This window comes from Pannonibacter phragmitetus, from assembly GCF_050510895.1.
In the GTDB taxonomy this organism is placed as follows: Bacteria; Pseudomonadota; Alphaproteobacteria; order Rhizobiales; family Stappiaceae; genus Pannonibacter; species Pannonibacter phragmitetus_B.
This window is the reverse complement of the sequence record NZ_JBNINT010000001.1, coordinates 2,069,957-2,087,827: the sequence shown is the minus strand read 5'-3', so window position 1 is coordinate 2,087,827 and position 17,871 is coordinate 2,069,957. Positions and strand designations below refer to the sequence as shown.

Here is a 17,871-nt window from a genome sequence, read left to right as displayed (position 1 = left end):
GGTGGTTGGCTGTGGTGAGTGAGGCAGAGAAGCGCCGGAACGCTTCGGCGGGGCTTGAGGCAATGCTGGCAGGGCGGAGCGCGCCGCTGCGGCTGGTCATTCTCGGCGCAACGGGTTCCATTGGCCGCAGCACGCTGGACCTGGTTGGCCGCTATCCAGAGCATTTCGAGATTGCTGCCCTCGTGGCCGGTCAGGACGCCGCAGGTCTGGCGGAACTTGCCCGTCAGACCAGGGCAGGCTTTGCCGCTCTTGCCGATGCCTCCAAAGGCGAAGAGCTGGCCGCAAATCTCCAAGGGACCGGGATTGCCTGCGGCGCTGGTGAAACTGCGGTCATCGAAGCTGCGCTGCGGCCAGCAGACATGGTGATGGCGGCCATTGTGGGCGCTGCTGGCCTGCGGCCCACTTTTGCAGCTCTTGAGGCCGGGCGCACCATCGCGCTGGCCAACAAGGAGTGCCTCGTCTGCGCCGGTGACCTGTTCATGGCCGCCGCAGGCCGCAGCGGCGCGGCGGTGCTGCCCGTTGATTCGGAGCACAATGCGATCTTCCAGGTGCTGGAAAGCCGGAATCTGGCGGAAGTGGAAAAGATCATCCTGACTGCTTCGGGCGGCCCGTTCCGCACGCTTTCTCTTGCTGAGATGGCGCATGTTTCGCCTCAACAGGCATTGAAACATCCCAACTGGAGCATGGGCAGCCGCATCACCATCGACAGTGCCACCCTGATGAACAAGGGGCTGGAGGTGATCGAGGCCTCGCATCTCTTCCCGCTGCGCCACGATCAGATCGAGGTGCTGGTTCATCCGCAGTCTGCCATCCATGGCATGGTGCAATATACGGATGGCTCGCTGCTGGCACAGTTGGGGCCAGCGGATATGCGTACGCCGATCGCCCATTGCCTTGCATATCCCGCCCGCATGCCGGTCCCGGGAGCAAGGCTGGACCTTGCAAAGCTCGGCTCGCTGACCTTTGAAGCTCCTGATGTGCAGCGGTTTCCGGCACTTGGCCTCGCATTGGACGCCATGCGGGCAGGGGGCTGTGCACCGGCTGCGCTGAATGCTGCTGATGAAGTGGCGGTAGCCGCATTCCTGTCCGGGCAGATTGGCTTTACGGGTATTGCCGGGCTGGTCGGCGCTGTTCTCGACAAGCTTGCAGCCGGGCACGATCTTGCCCCGGCCGCAGATATCGATTCCATTCTGGCGCTTGATGTGCAGGCGAGGGCCGCGGCTCACGATTTGCTGAACCGCTTTGCATTGACCTGACAGCCGCCAGGAGGGAAGTTTTCCCCGCCGCATTTGGCGCTTGCGACTAATTTCGGCCATACATCTGGCATCACCTTGGCTGGATGGATATGTTCCGGGCAAGAAAGGGGCGAAACATGACCGCTCCGCTGCCCGCGTCTTGCGCAAGTTCAGGATAGGTGAATGGATTTTCTCGCAGCCCTGTCGTCCCAGCCGGTGCTCACCCTGCCAGCCTTCCTGTTCGTGCTGACGGTTGTCGTTTTCTTTCATGAGCTTGGGCATTTCGCCGTGGCCCGGTGGTGTGGCGTGGACGTTGAGGCCTTCTCCATCGGCTTTGGCCGTGAGCTGATGGGTTTCAATGACCGGAAGGGCACCCGCTGGAAGCTCTGCCTCATTCCGCTGGGCGGCTACGTGAAGTTCTCCGGTGACGAGAATGCGGCCAGTGTGCCTGACCATGAGAAGGTCGCGGCCATGAGTGCCGCGCAGCGGGCGGGGCCTTCGCTGCCAAGCCTGTCTGGCAGCGCGCGGCTGTGGTTGCGGCAGGTCCGGTTGCCAACTTCATCCTCGCCATCGTCATCTTCGCCTTCATTTTTGGCGCTTTTGGACGTGTTGTCTCGACGCCTCTGGTTGGCGCAGTTCAGCCAGAAAGTGCGGCAGCCGAAGCTGGGCTTCAGCCCGGCGATCTGATCACAGCGGTCAACGGCACTCCGATAGAGACCTTTGCCGAGTTGCAGCGCATCGTCAGCGTTAGCGCTGGTGTGCCGCTGCAGCTGGAGATCGAGCGTCAGGGGCAGTTGACGGGTCTTACCGTGACGCCGCAACTGCGGGAGCTGAAGGACGATTTCGGCAATGTGCAGCGCGTTGGACTTCTGGGTGTGTCACTGAACGGTACAGGAAGGTGACAGAATTCAGAAAACCTATGGTCCTTTCGAGGCAGTGAAAGAGGGTGTTAACGAAACCTGGTTCGTTATGGTGCGGACCGTGGAGTACATCGGCAAGGTGGTGCGCGGACGCGAGCCAGCCGACCAGCTTGGCGGCCCGATCCGCATTGCGGAAGTGGCCGGTCAGGTGGCGACGCTTGGCTTCATCCCGCTGTTGCAGCTTGCTGCGGTGCTGTCGGTCAGCATTGGCCTGCTCAATCTGATGCCTGTGCCCATGCTGGATGGGGGACACCTGGTTTATTATGCTGCGGAAGCTGTCAGAGGGCGGCCGCTTAGTGAGAAAGCGCAGGAATTCGGCTTCCGTATTGGCCTCACGCTGGTGCTGATGCTCATGGTTTTTGCGACCTGGAATGACCTGTCACGTCTTGTCAGCCGCTGGCTGCCTGCGTGACATGCCCGCAACGCATTCAAATGAAATCTGTTTCGTGTGAATCGTGCGGTTGCGTATTCGGCAAAAGGATGTAAAACCAAGGCCGGATGCTGAGAATCTGACTATGATCCTTCGGGGTCAGTTTTGTGAAAAAGGCATAGCTCGAATATGCAGCGACTGCGGAAAATCTCCCGCGCCGTTATTTTGTCGGCGCCGCTCCTTGTCACCGGCGGGGTGCTGCCTGACCCGTTCGGGTCGTTTGTATCCACTGCGGAGGCAGCCGTTGCGGGTTCCATCGTCGTGCGTGGCAACACGCGCATCGAGGCTGAAACCGTTGCGAGCTACATGACCATCAAGCGGGGGCAGCAGTACTCTGCTGCTGACGTTGACGAATCGCTCAAGGCGCTGTTTGCGACGGGGCTGTTTGAAGACGTCCGTATTTCACAGCAGGGCGGCACCTTGGTCGTCAATGTTGTCGAGAATCCGGTCATTTCCCGCGTTTCCTTTGAGGGTAACAAGCGGCTGAGCGCCGAGACCCTCAAGGGTGTTGTTCGCACCACCGAGCGCTCGATGCTGAGCCGCAGCAAGGTGCAGAGCGACGTGCAGAACATCCTGGAGGCTTACCGCCGTTCAGGCCGTTACCGCGCTTCGGTTGATCCGAAGACCATTGATCGTGGCAATGGCCGCGTTGATCTGGTGTTCGAGATCAATGAAGGGGAGAAGACCGGCGTTGAACGCATCGGCTTCGTCGGTAACAAGAACTTCAGTGACCGCCGTCTGCGTGATGTTATCCGCACGCGCGAAAGCGGTCTGCTGAGCTGGCTGCGCAGCTCCGATACCTATGATCCAGACCGTTTGGCGGCCGATCAGGAGCTGCTGCGTCAGTACTATTATCAGCACGGCTACGCTGACTTCCGCATCATCTCGGCCAGTGCCGACCTTGATCGCGAGCAGAACGTCTTCTACGTCACCTTCACGGTGGATGAGGGCGAGAAGTACGAGATCGGTAACGTCGAGGTTCAGAGCTCCCTGTCGTCCATCGATCCGGAGAGCCTGAAGTCCTATGTGCGCACCAGCTCTGGCGATACCTATAACTCCAAGCGGGTTGAGCAGTCTCTGGAAGATCTGACGCTGCAGGTCTCCAAGGAAGGCTACGCCTTTGCTGAGGTGCGCCCGCGCGCCCTGCGCAACTACGAGACCAAGACAATTGATCTTGTGTACAACATCGAAGAAGGCCCGCGCGCCTATGTCGAGCGGATCAATATCCGTGGCAACGACCGGACGCGCGAGTATGTCATTCGCCGCGAGTTCGATCTGGCTGAAGGTGATGCCTTCAACCGCGTTCTCATGGACAAGGCTGAACGCCGCCTGAAGAACCTCGGGTTCTTCAAGGACGTGCGTATCACGACCGAGCGTGGCAGCTCTCCTGACCGCGTTGTCATCAACGTGGATGTTGAAGAACAGGCAACGGGTGAAGTGTCGTTCGGTATCGGTTACTCGACCACCGACGGCGTGATTGGCGATATCTCCATCAGCGAAAAGAACTTCCTTGGCCGTGGCCAGTATGTGAAGCTCGGCGTTGGTGGTGGCGAAAGCACTCAGTCCTACGAGTTTGCTTTCCAGGAGCCTTTCTTCCTGGGCCGCCGTATCGCGCTTGATCTGGAAGCCTACCGCCGGGTGTCCAAGAACAACGACTACCGCAGCTATGATGAAGAGATCACGGGTGGTGGCTTCGGCTTTACTCTGCCGCTGCGTGAGGACGAGCTGTCTCTGAAGTTGTTCTACAACATCTATCAGACGAAGATTAAGGATCCGAAGAACCTCGCCACCAATCTGGCGACCTGTTCGCGGAATGCCAATCTGTCTCCGGCTGTCTGTGATGCTCTGGGCACGTACCTGACGTCTCTGGCTGGTTACGCGCTTGTCTACAACACGCTCGACAACAACATGAACCCGTCGAACGGCCTTTACGGTAAATTCCAGCAGGAATTCGCCGGTATCGGTGGCGACACGCAGTTCATGCGCTCGACCGTTGAAGGCCGTGCTTACCGCGAGATTTTCCCGGATGCGGGTATCGTTGGTAATGTCACCCTGCGTGCAGGCCATATTCAGGGCTTCGGCAGCAAGCGTCTGCGCATTTCCGATCAGTTCATGATGGGCGGCGAGATGGTTCGCGGCTTCGAAAGCCAGGGCATCGGCCCGCGCGATGCCAAGACCAGCGACGCTCTCGGCGGCCGCTTCTATGTGGCTGGTACTGTGGAAGCGACCTTCCCGTTCCCGGTCATTCCGGAAGAGTTCGGTCTGAGCGGTGCGGTCTTCGCCGACGCTGGTTCGCTCTGGGATGCGGACAACAAGCTGGTCCAGGCTGTGGGCACCAATGGTGTGAACAGCAACAGCTTCAAGGTGCGCGCTTCGGTGGGTGCCGGTATCCGCTGGCAGTCGCCCTTCGGCCCGCTGCGCATGGACTTCGCCGTGCCTGTGGTCAAGGAAACCGGCGACAAGACCCAAGTGTTCCGTCTCGGCGGTGGCACCCGGTTCTAAGCCGGAGAAGCAGGAATTCAACGGCCGCCGCATCAACCGGCGGCCGTTTTCTTTTGTAGTCAGAACATCTTGCGGGAGACAGTTCATGTCCGATCCCATCTTCTTCCCGCCGATGGCAGAGCTGCCGCTTGAGCGGATCGTGGCCCTGTCCGGCGGTGAGCTTCAGCGTGGTGACCCGGCTCTTCTGATCAGCAAGGTGGCGCCACTTGAGGATGCTGAGCCGGGCGCGCTGGTTTTCTTCGACAATGTGAAGTATCTCGCTCAGCTCGGCTGCACCCGGGCCAGCGCCTGCATCGTTGCGCAGAAGCATGTGTCCAAGGTGCCGGAGGATGTGGCTGTCATCGTCTGCAAGGATCCTTACAGAGCCTGGGCGCTAGTGCTGGCGGGGCTGTTTCCTGCGGCAATGAAGCCTGAGCCCTTTTACGGCGAGACAAAGATCTCGGAGCGCGCGACCGTGCACCCGGCGGCTGTCGTTGAAGAGGGCGCTGTCATCGAGCCGGGCGCCGTGATCGGGGAGGGGGCCGAGATTGGTTCGGGCTCCCATATTGGTCCCAATGCCGTTATCGGCTGCAATGTGCGTGTCGGCCGGGATTGCCGGATCGGCGCCAACGCCGTGCTGCAGCATGCCCTGCTTGGCAACCGGGTCATTCTTCATCCGGGCGTGTGTGTCGGGCAGGATGGTTTTGGCTATGCCATGGGTCTTGGGGGGCATCTGAAGGTGCCTCAGATCGGCCGTGTCATCATTCAGGATGACGTGGAGATTGGCGCAAACACGACCATAGACCGGGGTGCCAACCGGGATACCGTGATTGGCGAGGGTACAAAGATCGACAATCAGGTCCAGGTTGGCCACAACGTCGTTATCGGCCGCCATTGCGTGATTGTTTCACAGGTCGGTCTTTCCGGAAGTTCGACCCTGGCCGACTATGTGGCCATTGGCGGACAGTCCGGCGTGGCAGGTCATGTGGAAATCGGTATGGGCGCACAGATCGCCGCGGTCAGCGTCGTCAATGACGCGGTTCCGGCTGGCGGGCGCTATGGCGGCGTGCCGGCAAAGCCGGTGAAGCAGTGGTTCCGTGAAATCACAGCGCTGAAAAAACTGGCAGAACGCGGATCTGATGCCTGACAGGCGCTTTATACTGCGATAAACAGCAGCAAATGACAGTTTCCCTGCAAGAGGGCAATGGATATGGAAGAACAGAAGACAACGCTCAACACCGCTGACATCATGCGTGTCATGGAGCTTTTGCCGCACCGCTATCCGTTCCTGATGATCGACAGGATCATCGAGATGAACGGAGACGAGTCCTGCATTGGCATCAAGAATGTCACGATCAACGAGCCGCATTTCCAGGGACATTTTCCTGCCCATCCGGTGATGCCGGGCGTTTTGCTGATCGAGGCCATGGCACAGACGGCCGGCGCGCTGTGTGTCAATTCTCTGGGCTCCGACGACACGCCGCAGCTCGTCTATCTCATGACCGTTGACAAGGCCAAGTTCCGCAAGCCGGTGATGCCCGGTGACCAGGTCGAATTCCATGTGAAGAAGATCCGTAACCGTCTCAACATCTGGAAATTTGAGGCGATTGCCAAGGTGGATGGCGCTAAGGTCGCTGAAGCTGAAATCAGCGCAATGATCGTTGACGCCTGAGGAAATCATGTCCCACATTCATCCCTCCGCAATCATTGAAGACGGCGCGTCTCTTGGTGACGGAGTTCGCATCGGGCCTTTCTGCCACGTGGGTAAGGATGTGGTGCTGGGCGATGGTGTCGAGCTGAAATCTCATGTGACCGTCGCCGGATCCACGCGGATCGGTGCGCGTACGGTCATTTTTCCCTTTGCGTCCATTGGCCATCAGGCTCAGGATCTCAAGTTCAAGGGCGAACACGCGACGCTGAGCGTGGGTGAGGACTGCATCATCCGGGAAGGCGTAACGATGAACGCCGGAACGGAGGGGGCGGTTCCACCACCACCATCGGTAACCGTTGTGCTTTCCTTGCGAACTCTCATGTTGGCCATGACAGCCATCTGGGCGATGGCTGCGTGCTGTCGAACAATGTGATGATCGCCGGCCATGTTGAAGTGGGAAGCCACGTCATTTTTGGTGGCGGATCGGCTGTCATCCAGTTCACCCGCATTGGCGATCACGCCTTTGTCGGGGGCTTGCAGGCCTTGAGAATGACCTCATTCCCTACGGCATGGTCACTGGCAACCGGGCACGGCTTGGCGGCCTCAATCTCGTTGGCCTGAAGCGGCGCAACTTCCCGCGCGAGCAGATCCATGCGCTGCGCGCGGCCTACCGCGAGCTGTTCGAGAGTGACGAAGGCACCCTCCGGGACCGGGCTCAGAAGATTGCGGACAGTGTGACGGACCAGCCTCTGGTGAAGCAGGTGACGGATTTCATCCTGGTTGAGGGTGAACGCCGGTTCTGCACGCCGCGCACACCTTCAGGCGATGCCTGAGATGACTGCCGCCAGCGATGCCGGAAAGGCCGGGGCCTCCACTGGACGCCTCGGCATCATCGCGGGCGGGGGCGTCTGCCGGGGCTCATCCTGGCCGATTTGCAGGCTCGTGGCGAGCCTGTGCATCTGGTCGCCATCAAGGGTGAAGCCGAGACGGACTTGGCCGCCAAAGCCGATATCGAGCTGGGCTGGGGCCAAATCGGACAGCTTTTCAAGAGTTTGAAACAGGCGCAGTGCGACCGGGTGTTGCTGATTGGCGGCATCACCAAGCGGCCGGACTTCACCTCCGTCATGGGGGATCTGGGCACCATGCGCCGCCTGCCTGCCATCCTCAAGGCGATGATTGGCGGCGATGACAGTCTTCTGACACGTGTGATCGGCATTTTTGAAGCGGAAGGCCTCAAGGCTGTTGGCGTGCGTGATGTGGCGCCAGCGCTGCTAGCACGGGAAGGCCTGCTGGCTGGCAGGATGCCTGAAAGCGAAGCCCAGGCCGATATGGCCCTTGCCTACAAGGCTGTGCAAAGGCTGGGGGAACTGGATATCGGGCAGGCCGCAGTTGCCATCGGCGGGCGTGTGATCGCGCTGGAAGGGGCAGAAGGCACCGATGCCATGCTGGCGCGCTGTGCAGAACTGAGGCGCAATGGCCGGGTGAAGACCAAGGGCGCCGCCGGAGTTCTGGTCAAGGCAGCAAAGCCGGGACAGGATCTGCGCGTGGATCTTCCCACCATTGGCCCGCGCACGGTCGAGCTTGCTAAGGCGGCCGGTCTTGCCGGCATCGCGGTGGAAGCAGGCTATGCGCTGGTGGCCGATGAGGCTGAAACGGCCGCTGCCGCAAAGGCTGGCGGGCTGTTCCTTTTGGCCTGACACGAAACGGGAGCGATGCAGCATGAGCACTGAGGTGATGGCCGGTTCTCCGGCGCGTCCGCTGAAGGTGTTTCTGGTGGCTGGCGAGGAATCAGGCGATTCTCTTGGTGCCAATCTGATGGCCTCGCTGAAGCAACTGCACGGCGGCCCTATTGTTTTTGAAGGTGTTGGCGGTGAGCGGATGGCGCATCAGGGGCTTGAGAGCCTATTTCCGCTATCCGACATTGCAGTCATGGGGCTGACGGCGGTCTTGAAGCGGCTGCCCACCATCGTGCGGCGCGTCTATCAGGCCGTCGATGCTGCGATTGCGGCCAATCCGGATGTCCTGATTATCATCGACAGCCCTGATTTCACGCATAATGTCGCCAAGCGGGTGCGCAAGCGCGCGCCGCATATTCCAATTGTCGACTACGTGTCGCCTTCCGTCTGGGCCTGGCGTCCGGGCCGCGCGAAGAAGATGAGCGTCTATGTGGACCGGCTTCTGGCGCTGCTGCCGTTTGAACCGGAGGCCCACAAGCGTCTCGGCGGCCCGCCCACCTTCTATGTCGGTCATCCGCTGATCGAGAAGGCCGCGCTTCTGCGCCCGGCTGCAGGTGAGCGCAAGCTTGTGGGTGAGGGGCTCCCGTGCTTCTGCTTCTGCCCGGCAGCCGCCGCAGCGAGGTGGATGCTTTGCTGGATGATTTCGGCCAGATCCTGTTGCAGCTTGCCCCGCTTCATCCGGGGCTGGAAGTGCTGCTGCCGGCGGTGCCACATCTTGCGGATCGCATCACGGAGCGGGTTGCCGGCTGGCCTTTGCAGCCGCAAATCATTCGGGGCGAGACGGAGAAGTTCGCGGCCTTCCGCCGCGCTCATGCTGCGCTGGCTGCCTCCGGCACTGTTTCGCTGGAACTGGCAACCTCCGGGGTGCCGATGGCGATCTGCTACCGGCTCGACTGGTTCTACCGCCGTCTGAAACAGCTGCACAAGATCATGCCGATCGCTAGCGTCTCGTCGATGGTGCTGCCCAACATCATTCTGGAGCGCAACGTGGTGCCTGAGTTCCTTGACGAGGAAGTCAATCCGGAGCGCCTTGTGCCGGTCATATCAAAGCTGTTGAGCGATACGCCCGAGCGGCGCACGCAGGTGGATGCCTTCACTGCACTCGATGGCATGATGCGCTTGCCGGATGGCCGCTCCCAGAGTGAGGCCGCCGCACGGATCGTGCTTGATCTTCTCAAGCGCTAAACCCGCACTTATCCGTTCTGCAGTCACTCAACAAAAAGGGCGCCGTCTGGCGCCCTTTCCGTTTCGTCAGATCTGCAGATCTCAACCGCGGTTGTTGATCGGCACGTAGTCGCGCTGCGGGGCTCCGGTGTAGAGCTGGCGCGGACGGCCGATACGCTGGGACGGGTCCTCGATCATCTCGTTCCACTGCGCGATCCAGCCCACGGTACGGGCGAGGGCAAAGAGCACGGTGAACATGGTGGTCGGGAATCCGAGCGCACGCAGAGTGATACCCGAGTAGAAGTCGACGTTCGGGTAGAGCTTCTTCTCGATGAAGTACGGATCGTTGAGGGCGATTTTTTCCAGCTCCAGAGCAACCTGCATCAGCGGGTCATCTGCATGGCCGGTGGCCTCGAGGACCTCATACATGGTCTTCTGCATGATCTTGGCGCGCGGGTCATAGTTCTTGTAGACCCGGTGGCCGAAGCCCATCAGACGGAACGGATCGTTCTTGTCCTTGGCGCGTTCGATATATTCGGGGATGCGGTCAACCGAGCCGATTTCCATCAGCATGTTGAGCGCAGCCTCGTTGGCGCCGCCGTGTGCCGGGCCCCAGAGGCAGGCAATGCCGGCCGCGATGCAGGCGAACGGGTTGGCGCCGGAGGAGCCAGCCAGACGCACGGTCGAGGTCGATGCGTTCTGCTCATGGTCGGCGTGCAGGATGAAGATGCGGTCCATGGCGCGGGACAGGACCGGGTTGACCTTGTACTCCTCGCAGGGCACGGCAAAGCACATGCGCAGGAAGTTGGAGGCGTAGTCGAGGTCGTTCTTCGGATAAACGAAGGGCTGGCCGACGTGGTACTTGTAAGCCATCGCGGCGATCGTCGGCATCTTGGCGATCATGCGCAGCGAAGCGACCATGCGCTGGTGCGGATCGGTGATGTCGGTCGAGTCGTGGTAGAAGGCGGAGAGGGCGCCTACGGTGCCGACCATGACGGCCATCGGGTGGGCGTCGCGGCGGTAGCCGGTGAAGAAGCGGCTCATCTGCTCATGCACCATGGTGTGGTGCGTCACGCGGTAGTCGAAGTCTTTCTTCTGGGCGGGTGTCGGCAGTTCGCCGTAGAGAAGCAGATAGCAGACTTCCAGGAAGTCACCCTTCTCGGCCAGCTGCTCGATCGGGTAACCGCGGTGCAGAAGCACACCTTCGTCGCCATCGATATAGGTAATCTTGGATTCGCACGATGCGGTCGAAGTGAAGCCCGGATCGTAGGTGAACATGCCCGTCTCTTTGTAGAGAGTGGAGATATCCACGACCGACGGTCCAATGGAGCCATCGAGAATTTTGAAATCGCTGGCCTTGCCGTCAACGGTCAGGTTGGCTTTCGTGTCGCCCATTCAGGTAACCCCTTCGTCTGGAACTGCCGGTGCATTCTGGCGTTGGGAGCGCCGCAGACCTTGACTGATCTGCCTGATGCTTGCACGGCGGTTGAAATAGCCCCGGATTGCGTATCCCATTTGAGCAGGGGCTGCAAGCTGCATGCTGCACTGCCCATGGCGCGCAAACGCTTGCGCCATGGGCTTTGTTCCGTCTGTGAACGCTAAACGCTCATCTGAAAACGCCTGTCAGATCAGTGCTCAAGCCGCCTGATCAGCAATGCGCCCCAGAGATTCGTCCTTGCCCAGCACCACAAGCACATCATAGATGCCGGGCGAGGTGCCGCGGCCTGTCAGTGCGGCGCGAAGGGCTGCGCCACCTTGCCAAGCTTCAGATTTTCCGCCTCTGCGAAGGCCTTGACGACGGCTTCGGTGCTCTCCAGCGACCAGACATCATCTGCCTGCAGCAGCGGGAGAAGGCGCGCAAGGATCGACTTGCCGTCTGCGTCCAGAATTGTGGCCGCCTTCTCATCAAGGTCAATTGGCCGCATCCGCCAAAGGTATGATGCGCTTTCGGTGAGTTCCACCAGCGTCTTGGCGCGCTCCTTGAGGCCGGGCAGGGCAGCCAGCACCTTGGCTTCATTGCCGGGAGCCGCCATCCAGTCGAGAATGGCAGCGCCGCCTTCGTTGTGGGCAATGCAGGCCTTCCAGTGCACCAGCAGATCCGCATCAGCGGTGGCGCGCATGTAATGGCCGTTGAGGTTCTCCAGCTTCTTGAAGTCGAAGCGGGCGGGCGAGCGGCCGATGGACTCAAGGCCGAACCAAGAGATCATGTCTTCGGTGGACATGATTTCGTCGTCGCCGTGGCTCCAGCCGAGGCGTGCAAGATAGTTGCGCATGGCGGCGGGCAGATAGCCCATGGCGCGGTAGGCTTCGGCGCCCAGCGCGCCGTGGCGCTTGGAGAGCTTTGCGCCGTCCGGGCCGTGAATCAGCGGGATATGCGACATGCTGGGCACGTCCCAGCCCATGGCCTGATAGATCAGCGTCTGGCGGGCGGCGTTGGTCAGATGGTCGTCGCCACGGATGATGTGGGTGACGCCCATGTCATGGTCGTCCACCACCACGGCCAGCATGTAGGTCGGCACGCCGTCCGAGCGCATCAGCACGAGGTCGTCCAGATCCTTGTTCGGGAAGGTGATGCGGCCCTGAACCTGATCATCAACGATGGTCTCGCCCTCGAGCGGCGCGCGCAGGCGGATGGCCGGTGCAACGCCAGCCGGAGCCTCGGAGGCATCGCGGTCACGCCAGGTGCCGTCATAGCGGGGAGGACGGCCTTCGGCGCGGGCCTTCTCACGCATTTCTTCCAGTTCTTTCGGCGTGCAATAGCAGCGGTAGGCGGTGCCGCGTGCCAGCATCTCTTCCACCACTTCCTGATGACGCTTGACGCGGCCAAACTGGGACACCGGCTCGCCGTCCCAGTCGAGGCCGAGCCAGGTCAGGCCATCAAGCAGCGCGTCCACGGCTTCCTTGGTGGAACGGGCGCGGTCGGTGTCCTCGATGCGCAGCAGCATCTTGCCGCCGTGGCGCTTGGCGAAAAGCCAGTTGAAGAGGGCCGTACGGGCGCCGCCAATATGAAGGTAGCCGGTCGGGGAAGGCGCAAAGCGCGTGACGATCTGGTCAGCCATGGTCAGGATGTTGTTTCTCTGTCAGAGTGAGGTGATGCCGGTCAGAACCGGAATCCGGTTGCTGGCTCTTTAGCACAGGCGCGCGGCCCGGCAAATGTCCGGGGCGCTGCGAATGGATAAAGGGGTATGGGCAAGGCTGGTGCGAAGCACCGGCAGTGTGGGGCGGGTTTGCATTTGGCGTATGAAGCAGGGGCCGCAGGGCCATGGCCGGTGCAGGGCTGACAGGCTCTGCAACAGATGACAGGGCGCCGCCGCCGCGCCGTCGCTTTTCCGTTCCTGACTGGTTTTACCGGCATGGTGAGCGCCTGTGGCGCAAGCGGCCGCATACGCCCGATGCCGCGCTGCTGAAGCCGGTCGAGACCGTTAGCCGCAAAGCACCGCGTGATCTTGCGCCCGTGCTGCAGGCCTTCGCCTTTTGCGGCGGCATTGCGCTGTATTTTTCCGCCCCGCGTGAACCCAATGCCTGGGTGCTGATGGCGCTGTCTGTCGTGGCTCTGATCTTTGCTCTGTGGACACATTGGCGGGGGCGGCTTCATGCCGTTGTGCTGGTTCTGGCCTTGATGCTGGCAGGCGCCGCGGCCGGGGCCATGCGCACCCTCAGTATTGCCGCTCCTGTGTTGAAGGGGCCGGTATCGGCGGAGATTTCCGGTCATGTCTCGGGCATCGCCGGAGCGGGCGCGTCCCGGCAGGTAACGGTTGATGTGGTGCGCTGGTCGCGCCGGGGCGAGGCACCCGCACGGGTGCGCCTGGTGCTGCGGCAGGCGCAAAAGCTCGCCATTGGCGATGCCATCAAGGTGCGGGCCCGGCTGGTGCCACCCTCCGGCCCGGTGCGTCCGGGAGGTTATGACTTTGCCTTCCGCGCCTATTATGACCGGATTGGCGCAACCGGCTTCGTGCTGGGCGCGCCGGAGGCAATTGACCTGCCGCCGCCGGGGCTCCGGCTGAAGGCGCTCCGCCAGATTGAGGCTGTGCGGGCGGGTCTTGTCGAAGGCATTCGCACTGCCATTGGTGAGGGGATCGCGCCGCGCTCGCTGCGGCGCTGCTGGTGGGGGATAGAAGTCTCATTTCAGATGAAGCGGTGGAGGATCTTCGGGAATCCGGTCTGGCGCATGTGCTCTCGATTTCCGGCCTGCACATGGCGTTGTTTGCGGGTGGGGTCTATGCGGCGGCGCTGGCGCTCCTTGCTGCCTTTCCGCTGCTGGCCTTGCGCCTGCCCATTCACAAGATCGCCGCCTGCGTCGCATTGGTCACGGCCACGGCATACCTGCTTCTGTCCGGCGCAAGCGTGCCGACGCAGCGGTCATATTTGATGATCGCACTGGTGTTTTTGGGGCTTCTGACCGGGCGGCGCGGCCTCAGCCTGCGCAGCCTCTCGCTGGTGGCGGTGGCGCTGCTGATCGTTGCGCCTGAGGATCTCTATGACCCTGGCTTCCAGATGTCCTTTGCTGCCGTTCTCTGTCTGGTCGCGGTCTATGACGACTGGGCCCGGCGTCCGTCCACGAAGATGAATGCGGTACGCCGGGCAAGCCTCGGCCCTGCAAACCGCATCCTTTCATCTGTAGTGTTATGGGCGGGAGGGCTTGCCATGACATCGCTTGTTGCCGGCGTGGCGACGGGTGTAATTGGTGCCTATCACTTTGACCGGATATCGCCCTATGGGCTGCTCGGCAACCTGCTGGCCATGCCTGCCGTCTCGTTCATTGTCATGCCCGCCGGTGTGCTGGCCTTCCTGCTGCTGCCTTTCGGCCTTGCGGATTTGCCGCTGGCGGTGATGGGCTGGGGCATTGATCTGATGCTGGCATCGGCCCGCTTTACCGCCTCACTCAGCGATACCGACGGGGTGACCGGCCAGATGTCTGCCCTTGCAGCAGTGATGCTCACGGCCTCGGTCTTCATGCTGCTGCTGGCGAACGGGCGCTGGCGGGCCATTGCAGCAGTGCCGCTCGGGATTGGCGTTGTCTCGCTGACGCTCTTCCGCCCGCCGGACATCATGGTGGCGGACAGGGGCGTGCTGGTAGCAGTGCGCGATGCATCAGGGGATTTGCGCGTCACTGCCTCGAAGATTGGTTTTGCCGCAGAAACCTGGTTGCGGGGCGATGGGGTGCCGCCGATGGAATTTGAGGCGCGCCGCCTGCTCAAGCGTCATATGGCCTGTGATCCGTCCGGCTGTGTCGTGGATGCCTATCCGCTGCATATGGAAGAAGGGGCTGCGGTGGCTCCACTTCGCGTGGCTCTCAGCCGCAGCCTCGAGGCTCTGGAGGAGGATTGCCGCCATGCGGATATCGCCGTCAGCAGCTTCACTTTGCCGCGTGCTTGCGCAAAGGTTCTTGCCATCGGCGGGCCGGAGCGCACGCAGAAAGGCGCGCTGGCGCTGTGGCTGAATGTGGTGGAAAGCAAAGCCGTGATCACGGACCTGCAATGGGCCCGCCCCGTCCGCACCCGCCCCTGGCACGGGGGCCGTGAGGAGGGAGCGTCCACGTACTTTTCTCTCAAGCTTCATCTGGGACGAACGAAGAGAGGGTCCGGGACAGTGGCCAGCCTCAGCACTGCGCTTTAATCTCAACGCTCTGCAAGCGAGTGGGTCCCGGATCTCCGCTTTGCTGCGTCCGGGACGACGCGGAGCGTGTAGCAAATCTGTGCTTTTTGCCTCAGCATAGTGAAGGCCGCAGCCGCTGATGACGGCCTTGTCGTCAGCCACCATGTCACCCCGGCCAAGCGCAGCGCGAGCCGGGGCCTACTCGCTCGCAGAGAGGTGCTTTGTCTTGAGCCGTGAGGCAGGGTTTTCTCTTTCGCCAGCCTCTGTGCGCCTTCAGTCCCAAAGCTCTGCGAATGAGCGTACCCCAGACTTCCGCTTCGCTTCTGCCCGGGATGACGATGGAGAGGAACGCAACTGGGCGCGCCTCACTGCTGCCGGGGCAGAGGTGGAGTGTCCGGATGCGGGGCGAAGATGGCGGAGGCGGTCCAGTGAGGCTGCTCGCCGCTGAAGAGCTCCAGGAAGCTGATGGCAAGGTCCGGGTCTTCGAAGATGTTTTCCCGGAAGGACCACCAGGTCCGCAGGTCCGAAAGCTCAGGCACCTCATGCGGCTCGGTGTGGAATTCCTGCGCCAGAACGGCGGCACGCACGGCGAGGCAATAGGTGACATAAGCGTGGCCTTCCGGCCAGAAGGCAGCCGGAGCACCGCCGCTGGATGGGGAAGGTACGCCCGGAGCTGTCCCGCCGCGCTGGGCTGTCAGCGGGCCGAAATGCAGAAGTTCACGCAGCATCAAACCAGCGGCGAAGGTGACATAGCCGCGACGGTCTGCGTCCGCCTTGTGCTTCTGCGCCTCAAAAGCACGGTACCAGCTCATGAAGGCGGCGGTCAGCTTGCCGTCATCCACGGTAAAGGCCTGTCCGGTCTCTGCCGTCAGGCCGTTTGCATGTTCGTGGAAGGAAGCAATGAACCAGCGCAGACGGCGGATCGCCTTGCGCACCGGCATGCGGGAATTCTCGAAACTGGCAAGCGGGCCGCTCATGTCAGATCCTTTCGGCCAGCTGTTGCAGCAGATTGCCAAGCGCTTCGCGGTTGCGGAAGGCGTCTGCAATTTCGTCCTTGCTGCTGTCGCAAAGCAGCAGAGCGATGCGGAGCAGTTCATGCTCGCCGGAGAGGCTGCCCAGTGTGCCCGAGCGCTCTGCCAGCAGCCACACCACAAGCGCTGTCATGGCAAGACGCAGCCGCGCCGGTTCCATGCCGCTGTCCGGCACCGCAGCAGAAACGATACCGGGGGCCGGGCTGATGAAACTATGCCGGTCGAGCCCTTGTACCAGCGCTGCCGCACGGGCCGGGCTGTCGAAGCTCTCATCCAGCGCTTCGTGCCAGCAGAGCGCGGCCACTGTCTCGCTGACGAGGAGGGTGGAAACACCGGCCTCGGCCAGAAACAGCGCGCCGCCCCAGGCGAGTGCACCGGCCACATCCGCCGGGGCTGCGGGCCCGCCCTTCAGCGCAAGGCTGGCCCGTTGCAGCGAGGCGGCATCAGGCGTGCGCACACGCAGGCGTCCGATCTTTTCACCTGCAACATCCTCGACAATGCGGCTCAGCGAGGAGCGAATGTCCCGCGGCAGCAGGTTGAGGGCTGGTTCGATCAGCGATTTCGGCAAGGGGGCCTTCTGGCGCAGGCCGCGCAGGATGTCCCTGAGCGGCAGGGCAAGTTCCTCAGGCCCCGGAACGGGCGGGTGCTTCATGGCGCAACTCCTGATCTTCCGCCCAAGTATAGGGGCGCAGCGCTGTGTTGGCCATAAACCTCTGCGTCGTATCGAGATCTTTCACAACAGCCTGCGAGCCGAGACCCATGGCGTTCTGGGCAGAGCTTGCCTGTCCCATGCGCACACAGTCCTCGATGGGCAGGCCGAGATGCAGCCCGGTGGCAAAGCCGGCATTGAAGCAGTCACCGCAGCCGCAGGTGCACACAACGTCGATCGCATAGGCTGGAAGATCGAAGGCAAGGCCGTTGTTGTCCCGGTACATGGCGCCCAGCGCGCCGAGGGTCAGGATGACGGCACCCGTGCCCTGATCGAGCAGGAATTTGGCAATGTCCTCGAAATCCTCAAGCCCGGACAGGGCGCGGGCTTCCTCCTCGGAGGGCATGAAATAGTCCGTATGCGCCAGCAGCGGCCTGACCAGCGGCAGGTCATCGCGAGTGGAGGCGAAGACGTCGAGCGTGGTGGTGACACCGCGCTTCTTGGCTTCCGCCATCAGTTCCGCGTTGCGGCCCTTGTCCATCCGGTCCATCAGCCCGACGCCGCCGACATGCAGGATCTTCGTGTCGAGCACGGTTTCCGCCTGCGCATCGTCCACATAAAAGCCTGCCGTGGCGCCGCGCTTGTGCAGGGCAGGGCGGGCACCATCAGGCCTTGTGGTGACGATGGAGGAGGAAGTGGCAAAGCCATCGCAGCGCTGCATCAGGCTGGTGTCGACGCCGAAGCCGCCGAGTTTCATCAGCACCCAGTCGCCCATGTCATCATGGCCGACGCCTCCCACAGCCCGCACCTTCAGCCCGTGCTTGGCCGCGACGATGGCGGCGCTGCCGGCCGCGCCGGAGACCGCCAGCGTGAAGTCCTCGACAAACAGGGTGCCGCCGCCCGCCGGAAGCTCGTTCACCGGGCGGCAGAGGGCGTCAAACGTGTAGAAGCCCATGGATGTGTAATCTGCCCGCATGGC

The 17,871-nt window shown here is 62.0% G+C and carries 10 protein-coding genes and 5 pseudogenes; 10 read left to right on the top strand and 5 right to left on the bottom strand.

Features of this window, described 5'->3' with window-relative positions; all coding sequences use genetic code 11:
- Nucleotides 1-62 precede the first annotated feature (62 nt).
- The 8 genes and pseudogenes from dxr to lpxB all read left to right on the top strand — a co-directional run bounded on the left by dxr (nucleotide 63) and on the right by lpxB (nucleotide 9,638).
- The gene (gene dxr / locus ACQB61_RS09785) at nucleotides 63-1,256 is read left to right on the top strand and encodes a 1-deoxy-D-xylulose-5-phosphate reductoisomerase (RefSeq protein WP_430514339.1); all 1,194 of its coding nucleotides are present in this window, start codon (nucleotides 63-65) and stop codon (nucleotides 1,254-1,256) included.
- Between the two features lie 162 nt (nucleotides 1,257-1,418).
- Nucleotides 1,419-2,567 (top strand): annotated as a pseudogene (gene rseP / locus ACQB61_RS09780) (RIP metalloprotease RseP).
- A 147-nt stretch (nucleotides 2,568-2,714) separates the two neighbouring features.
- Nucleotides 2,715-5,087 carry an outer membrane protein assembly factor BamA gene (gene bamA / locus ACQB61_RS09775; protein WP_430512476.1) on the top strand — a complete coding sequence of 791 codons (2,373 nt, stop codon included), beginning with the start codon at nucleotides 2,715-2,717 and terminating at the stop codon, nucleotides 5,085-5,087.
- A gap of 85 nt (nucleotides 5,088-5,172) precedes the next feature.
- On the top strand, nucleotides 5,173-6,213 hold the full coding sequence (gene lpxD / locus ACQB61_RS09770) for a UDP-3-O-(3-hydroxymyristoyl)glucosamine N-acyltransferase (protein WP_430512475.1): 1,041 nt from the start codon (nucleotides 5,173-5,175) through the stop codon (nucleotides 6,211-6,213).
- Between the two features lie 57 nt (nucleotides 6,214-6,270).
- Nucleotides 6,271-6,738, top strand: a complete 468-nt coding sequence (gene fabZ, locus ACQB61_RS09765) for a 3-hydroxyacyl-ACP dehydratase FabZ (RefSeq protein WP_430512474.1) — start codon at nucleotides 6,271-6,273, stop codon at nucleotides 6,736-6,738.
- Between the two features lie 7 nt (nucleotides 6,739-6,745).
- A pseudogene (gene lpxA / locus ACQB61_RS09760) lies at nucleotides 6,746-7,550 on the top strand (acyl-ACP--UDP-N-acetylglucosamine O-acyltransferase).
- Between the two features lie 120 nt (nucleotides 7,551-7,670).
- Nucleotides 7,671-8,414, top strand: a complete 744-nt coding sequence (locus ACQB61_RS09755) for an LpxI family protein (RefSeq protein ID WP_430512473.1) — start codon at nucleotides 7,671-7,673, stop codon at nucleotides 8,412-8,414.
- Nucleotides 8,415-8,436: 22 nt separating this feature from the next.
- A pseudogene (lpxB, locus tag ACQB61_RS09750) lies at nucleotides 8,437-9,638 on the top strand (lipid-A-disaccharide synthase).
- An 81-nt stretch (nucleotides 9,639-9,719) separates the two neighbouring features.
- On the opposite strand, the gene gltA reads toward lpxB, so the two are convergent.
- Nucleotides 9,720-11,012: a citrate synthase gene (gltA, locus tag ACQB61_RS09745; protein ID WP_430512472.1), complete on the bottom strand. Its 1,293-nt coding sequence runs from the start codon at nucleotides 11,010-11,012 to the stop codon at nucleotides 9,720-9,722.
- Nucleotides 11,013-11,252: 240 nt separating this feature from the next.
- Nucleotides 11,253-12,676 (bottom strand): annotated as a pseudogene (gene gltX, locus ACQB61_RS09740) (glutamate--tRNA ligase).
- 203 nt (nucleotides 12,677-12,879) lie between these two features.
- Between gltX and ACQB61_RS09735 the strand changes: the two are divergent.
- Both ACQB61_RS09735 and ACQB61_RS09730 read left to right on the top strand, forming a co-directional pair.
- A pseudogene (locus tag ACQB61_RS09735) lies at nucleotides 12,880-13,569 on the top strand (DUF4131 domain-containing protein); the annotation flags it as partial.
- A 152-nt stretch (nucleotides 13,570-13,721) separates the two neighbouring features.
- Nucleotides 13,722-15,233, top strand: a complete 1,512-nt coding sequence (locus ACQB61_RS09730) for a ComEC/Rec2 family competence protein (protein ID WP_430512471.1) — start codon at nucleotides 13,722-13,724, stop codon at nucleotides 15,231-15,233.
- Nucleotides 15,234-15,577: 344 nt separating this feature from the next.
- Here the strand turns inward: ACQB61_RS09730 and ACQB61_RS09725 are convergent, their stop codons facing one another.
- From ACQB61_RS09725 to ACQB61_RS09715, 3 genes are read right to left on the bottom strand one after another with little or no spacing between them, the layout of a single operon-like run.
- The gene (locus ACQB61_RS09725) at nucleotides 15,578-16,189 is read right to left on the bottom strand and encodes a hypothetical protein (protein WP_430512470.1); all 612 of its coding nucleotides are present in this window, start codon (nucleotides 16,187-16,189) and stop codon (nucleotides 15,578-15,580) included.
- Nucleotide 16,190: 1 nt separating this feature from the next.
- On the bottom strand, nucleotides 16,191-16,895 hold the full coding sequence (locus ACQB61_RS09720; RefSeq protein WP_430512469.1) for a hypothetical protein: 705 nt from the start codon (nucleotides 16,893-16,895) through the stop codon (nucleotides 16,191-16,193).
- Nucleotides 16,867-17,868 (bottom strand): carbohydrate kinase family protein, encoded by a 1,002-nt coding sequence (locus ACQB61_RS09715; protein ID WP_430512468.1) that lies wholly within the window; start codon nucleotides 17,866-17,868, stop codon nucleotides 16,867-16,869. The genes ACQB61_RS09720 and ACQB61_RS09715 overlap by 29 nt, the downstream gene beginning before the upstream one ends.
- Between the last annotated feature and the right edge of the window lie 3 nt (nucleotides 17,869-17,871).

Coding starts and splice junctions, on each gene's coding strand:
- ACQB61_RS09725 (WP_430512470.1), bottom strand. CDS start 16,189: ATGAGCGGCCCGCTTGCCAGTTTCGAGAATTCCCGCATGCCGGTGCGC.
- ACQB61_RS09720 (WP_430512469.1), bottom strand. CDS start 16,895: ATGAAGCACCCGCCCGTTCCGGGGCCTGAGGAACTTGCCCTGCCGCTC.
- ACQB61_RS09715 (WP_430512468.1), bottom strand. CDS start 17,868: ATGCGGGCAGATTACACATCCATGGGCTTCTACACGTTTGACGCCCTC.
- fabZ (WP_430512474.1), top strand. CDS start 6,271: ATGGATATGGAAGAACAGAAGACAACGCTCAACACCGCTGACATCATG.
- dxr (WP_430514339.1), top strand. CDS start 63: ATGCTGGCAGGGCGGAGCGCGCCGCTGCGGCTGGTCATTCTCGGCGCA.
- gltA (WP_430512472.1), bottom strand. CDS start 11,012: ATGGGCGACACGAAAGCCAACCTGACCGTTGACGGCAAGGCCAGCGAT.
- bamA (WP_430512476.1), top strand. CDS start 2,715: ATGCAGCGACTGCGGAAAATCTCCCGCGCCGTTATTTTGTCGGCGCCG.
- lpxD (WP_430512475.1), top strand. CDS start 5,173: ATGTCCGATCCCATCTTCTTCCCGCCGATGGCAGAGCTGCCGCTTGAG.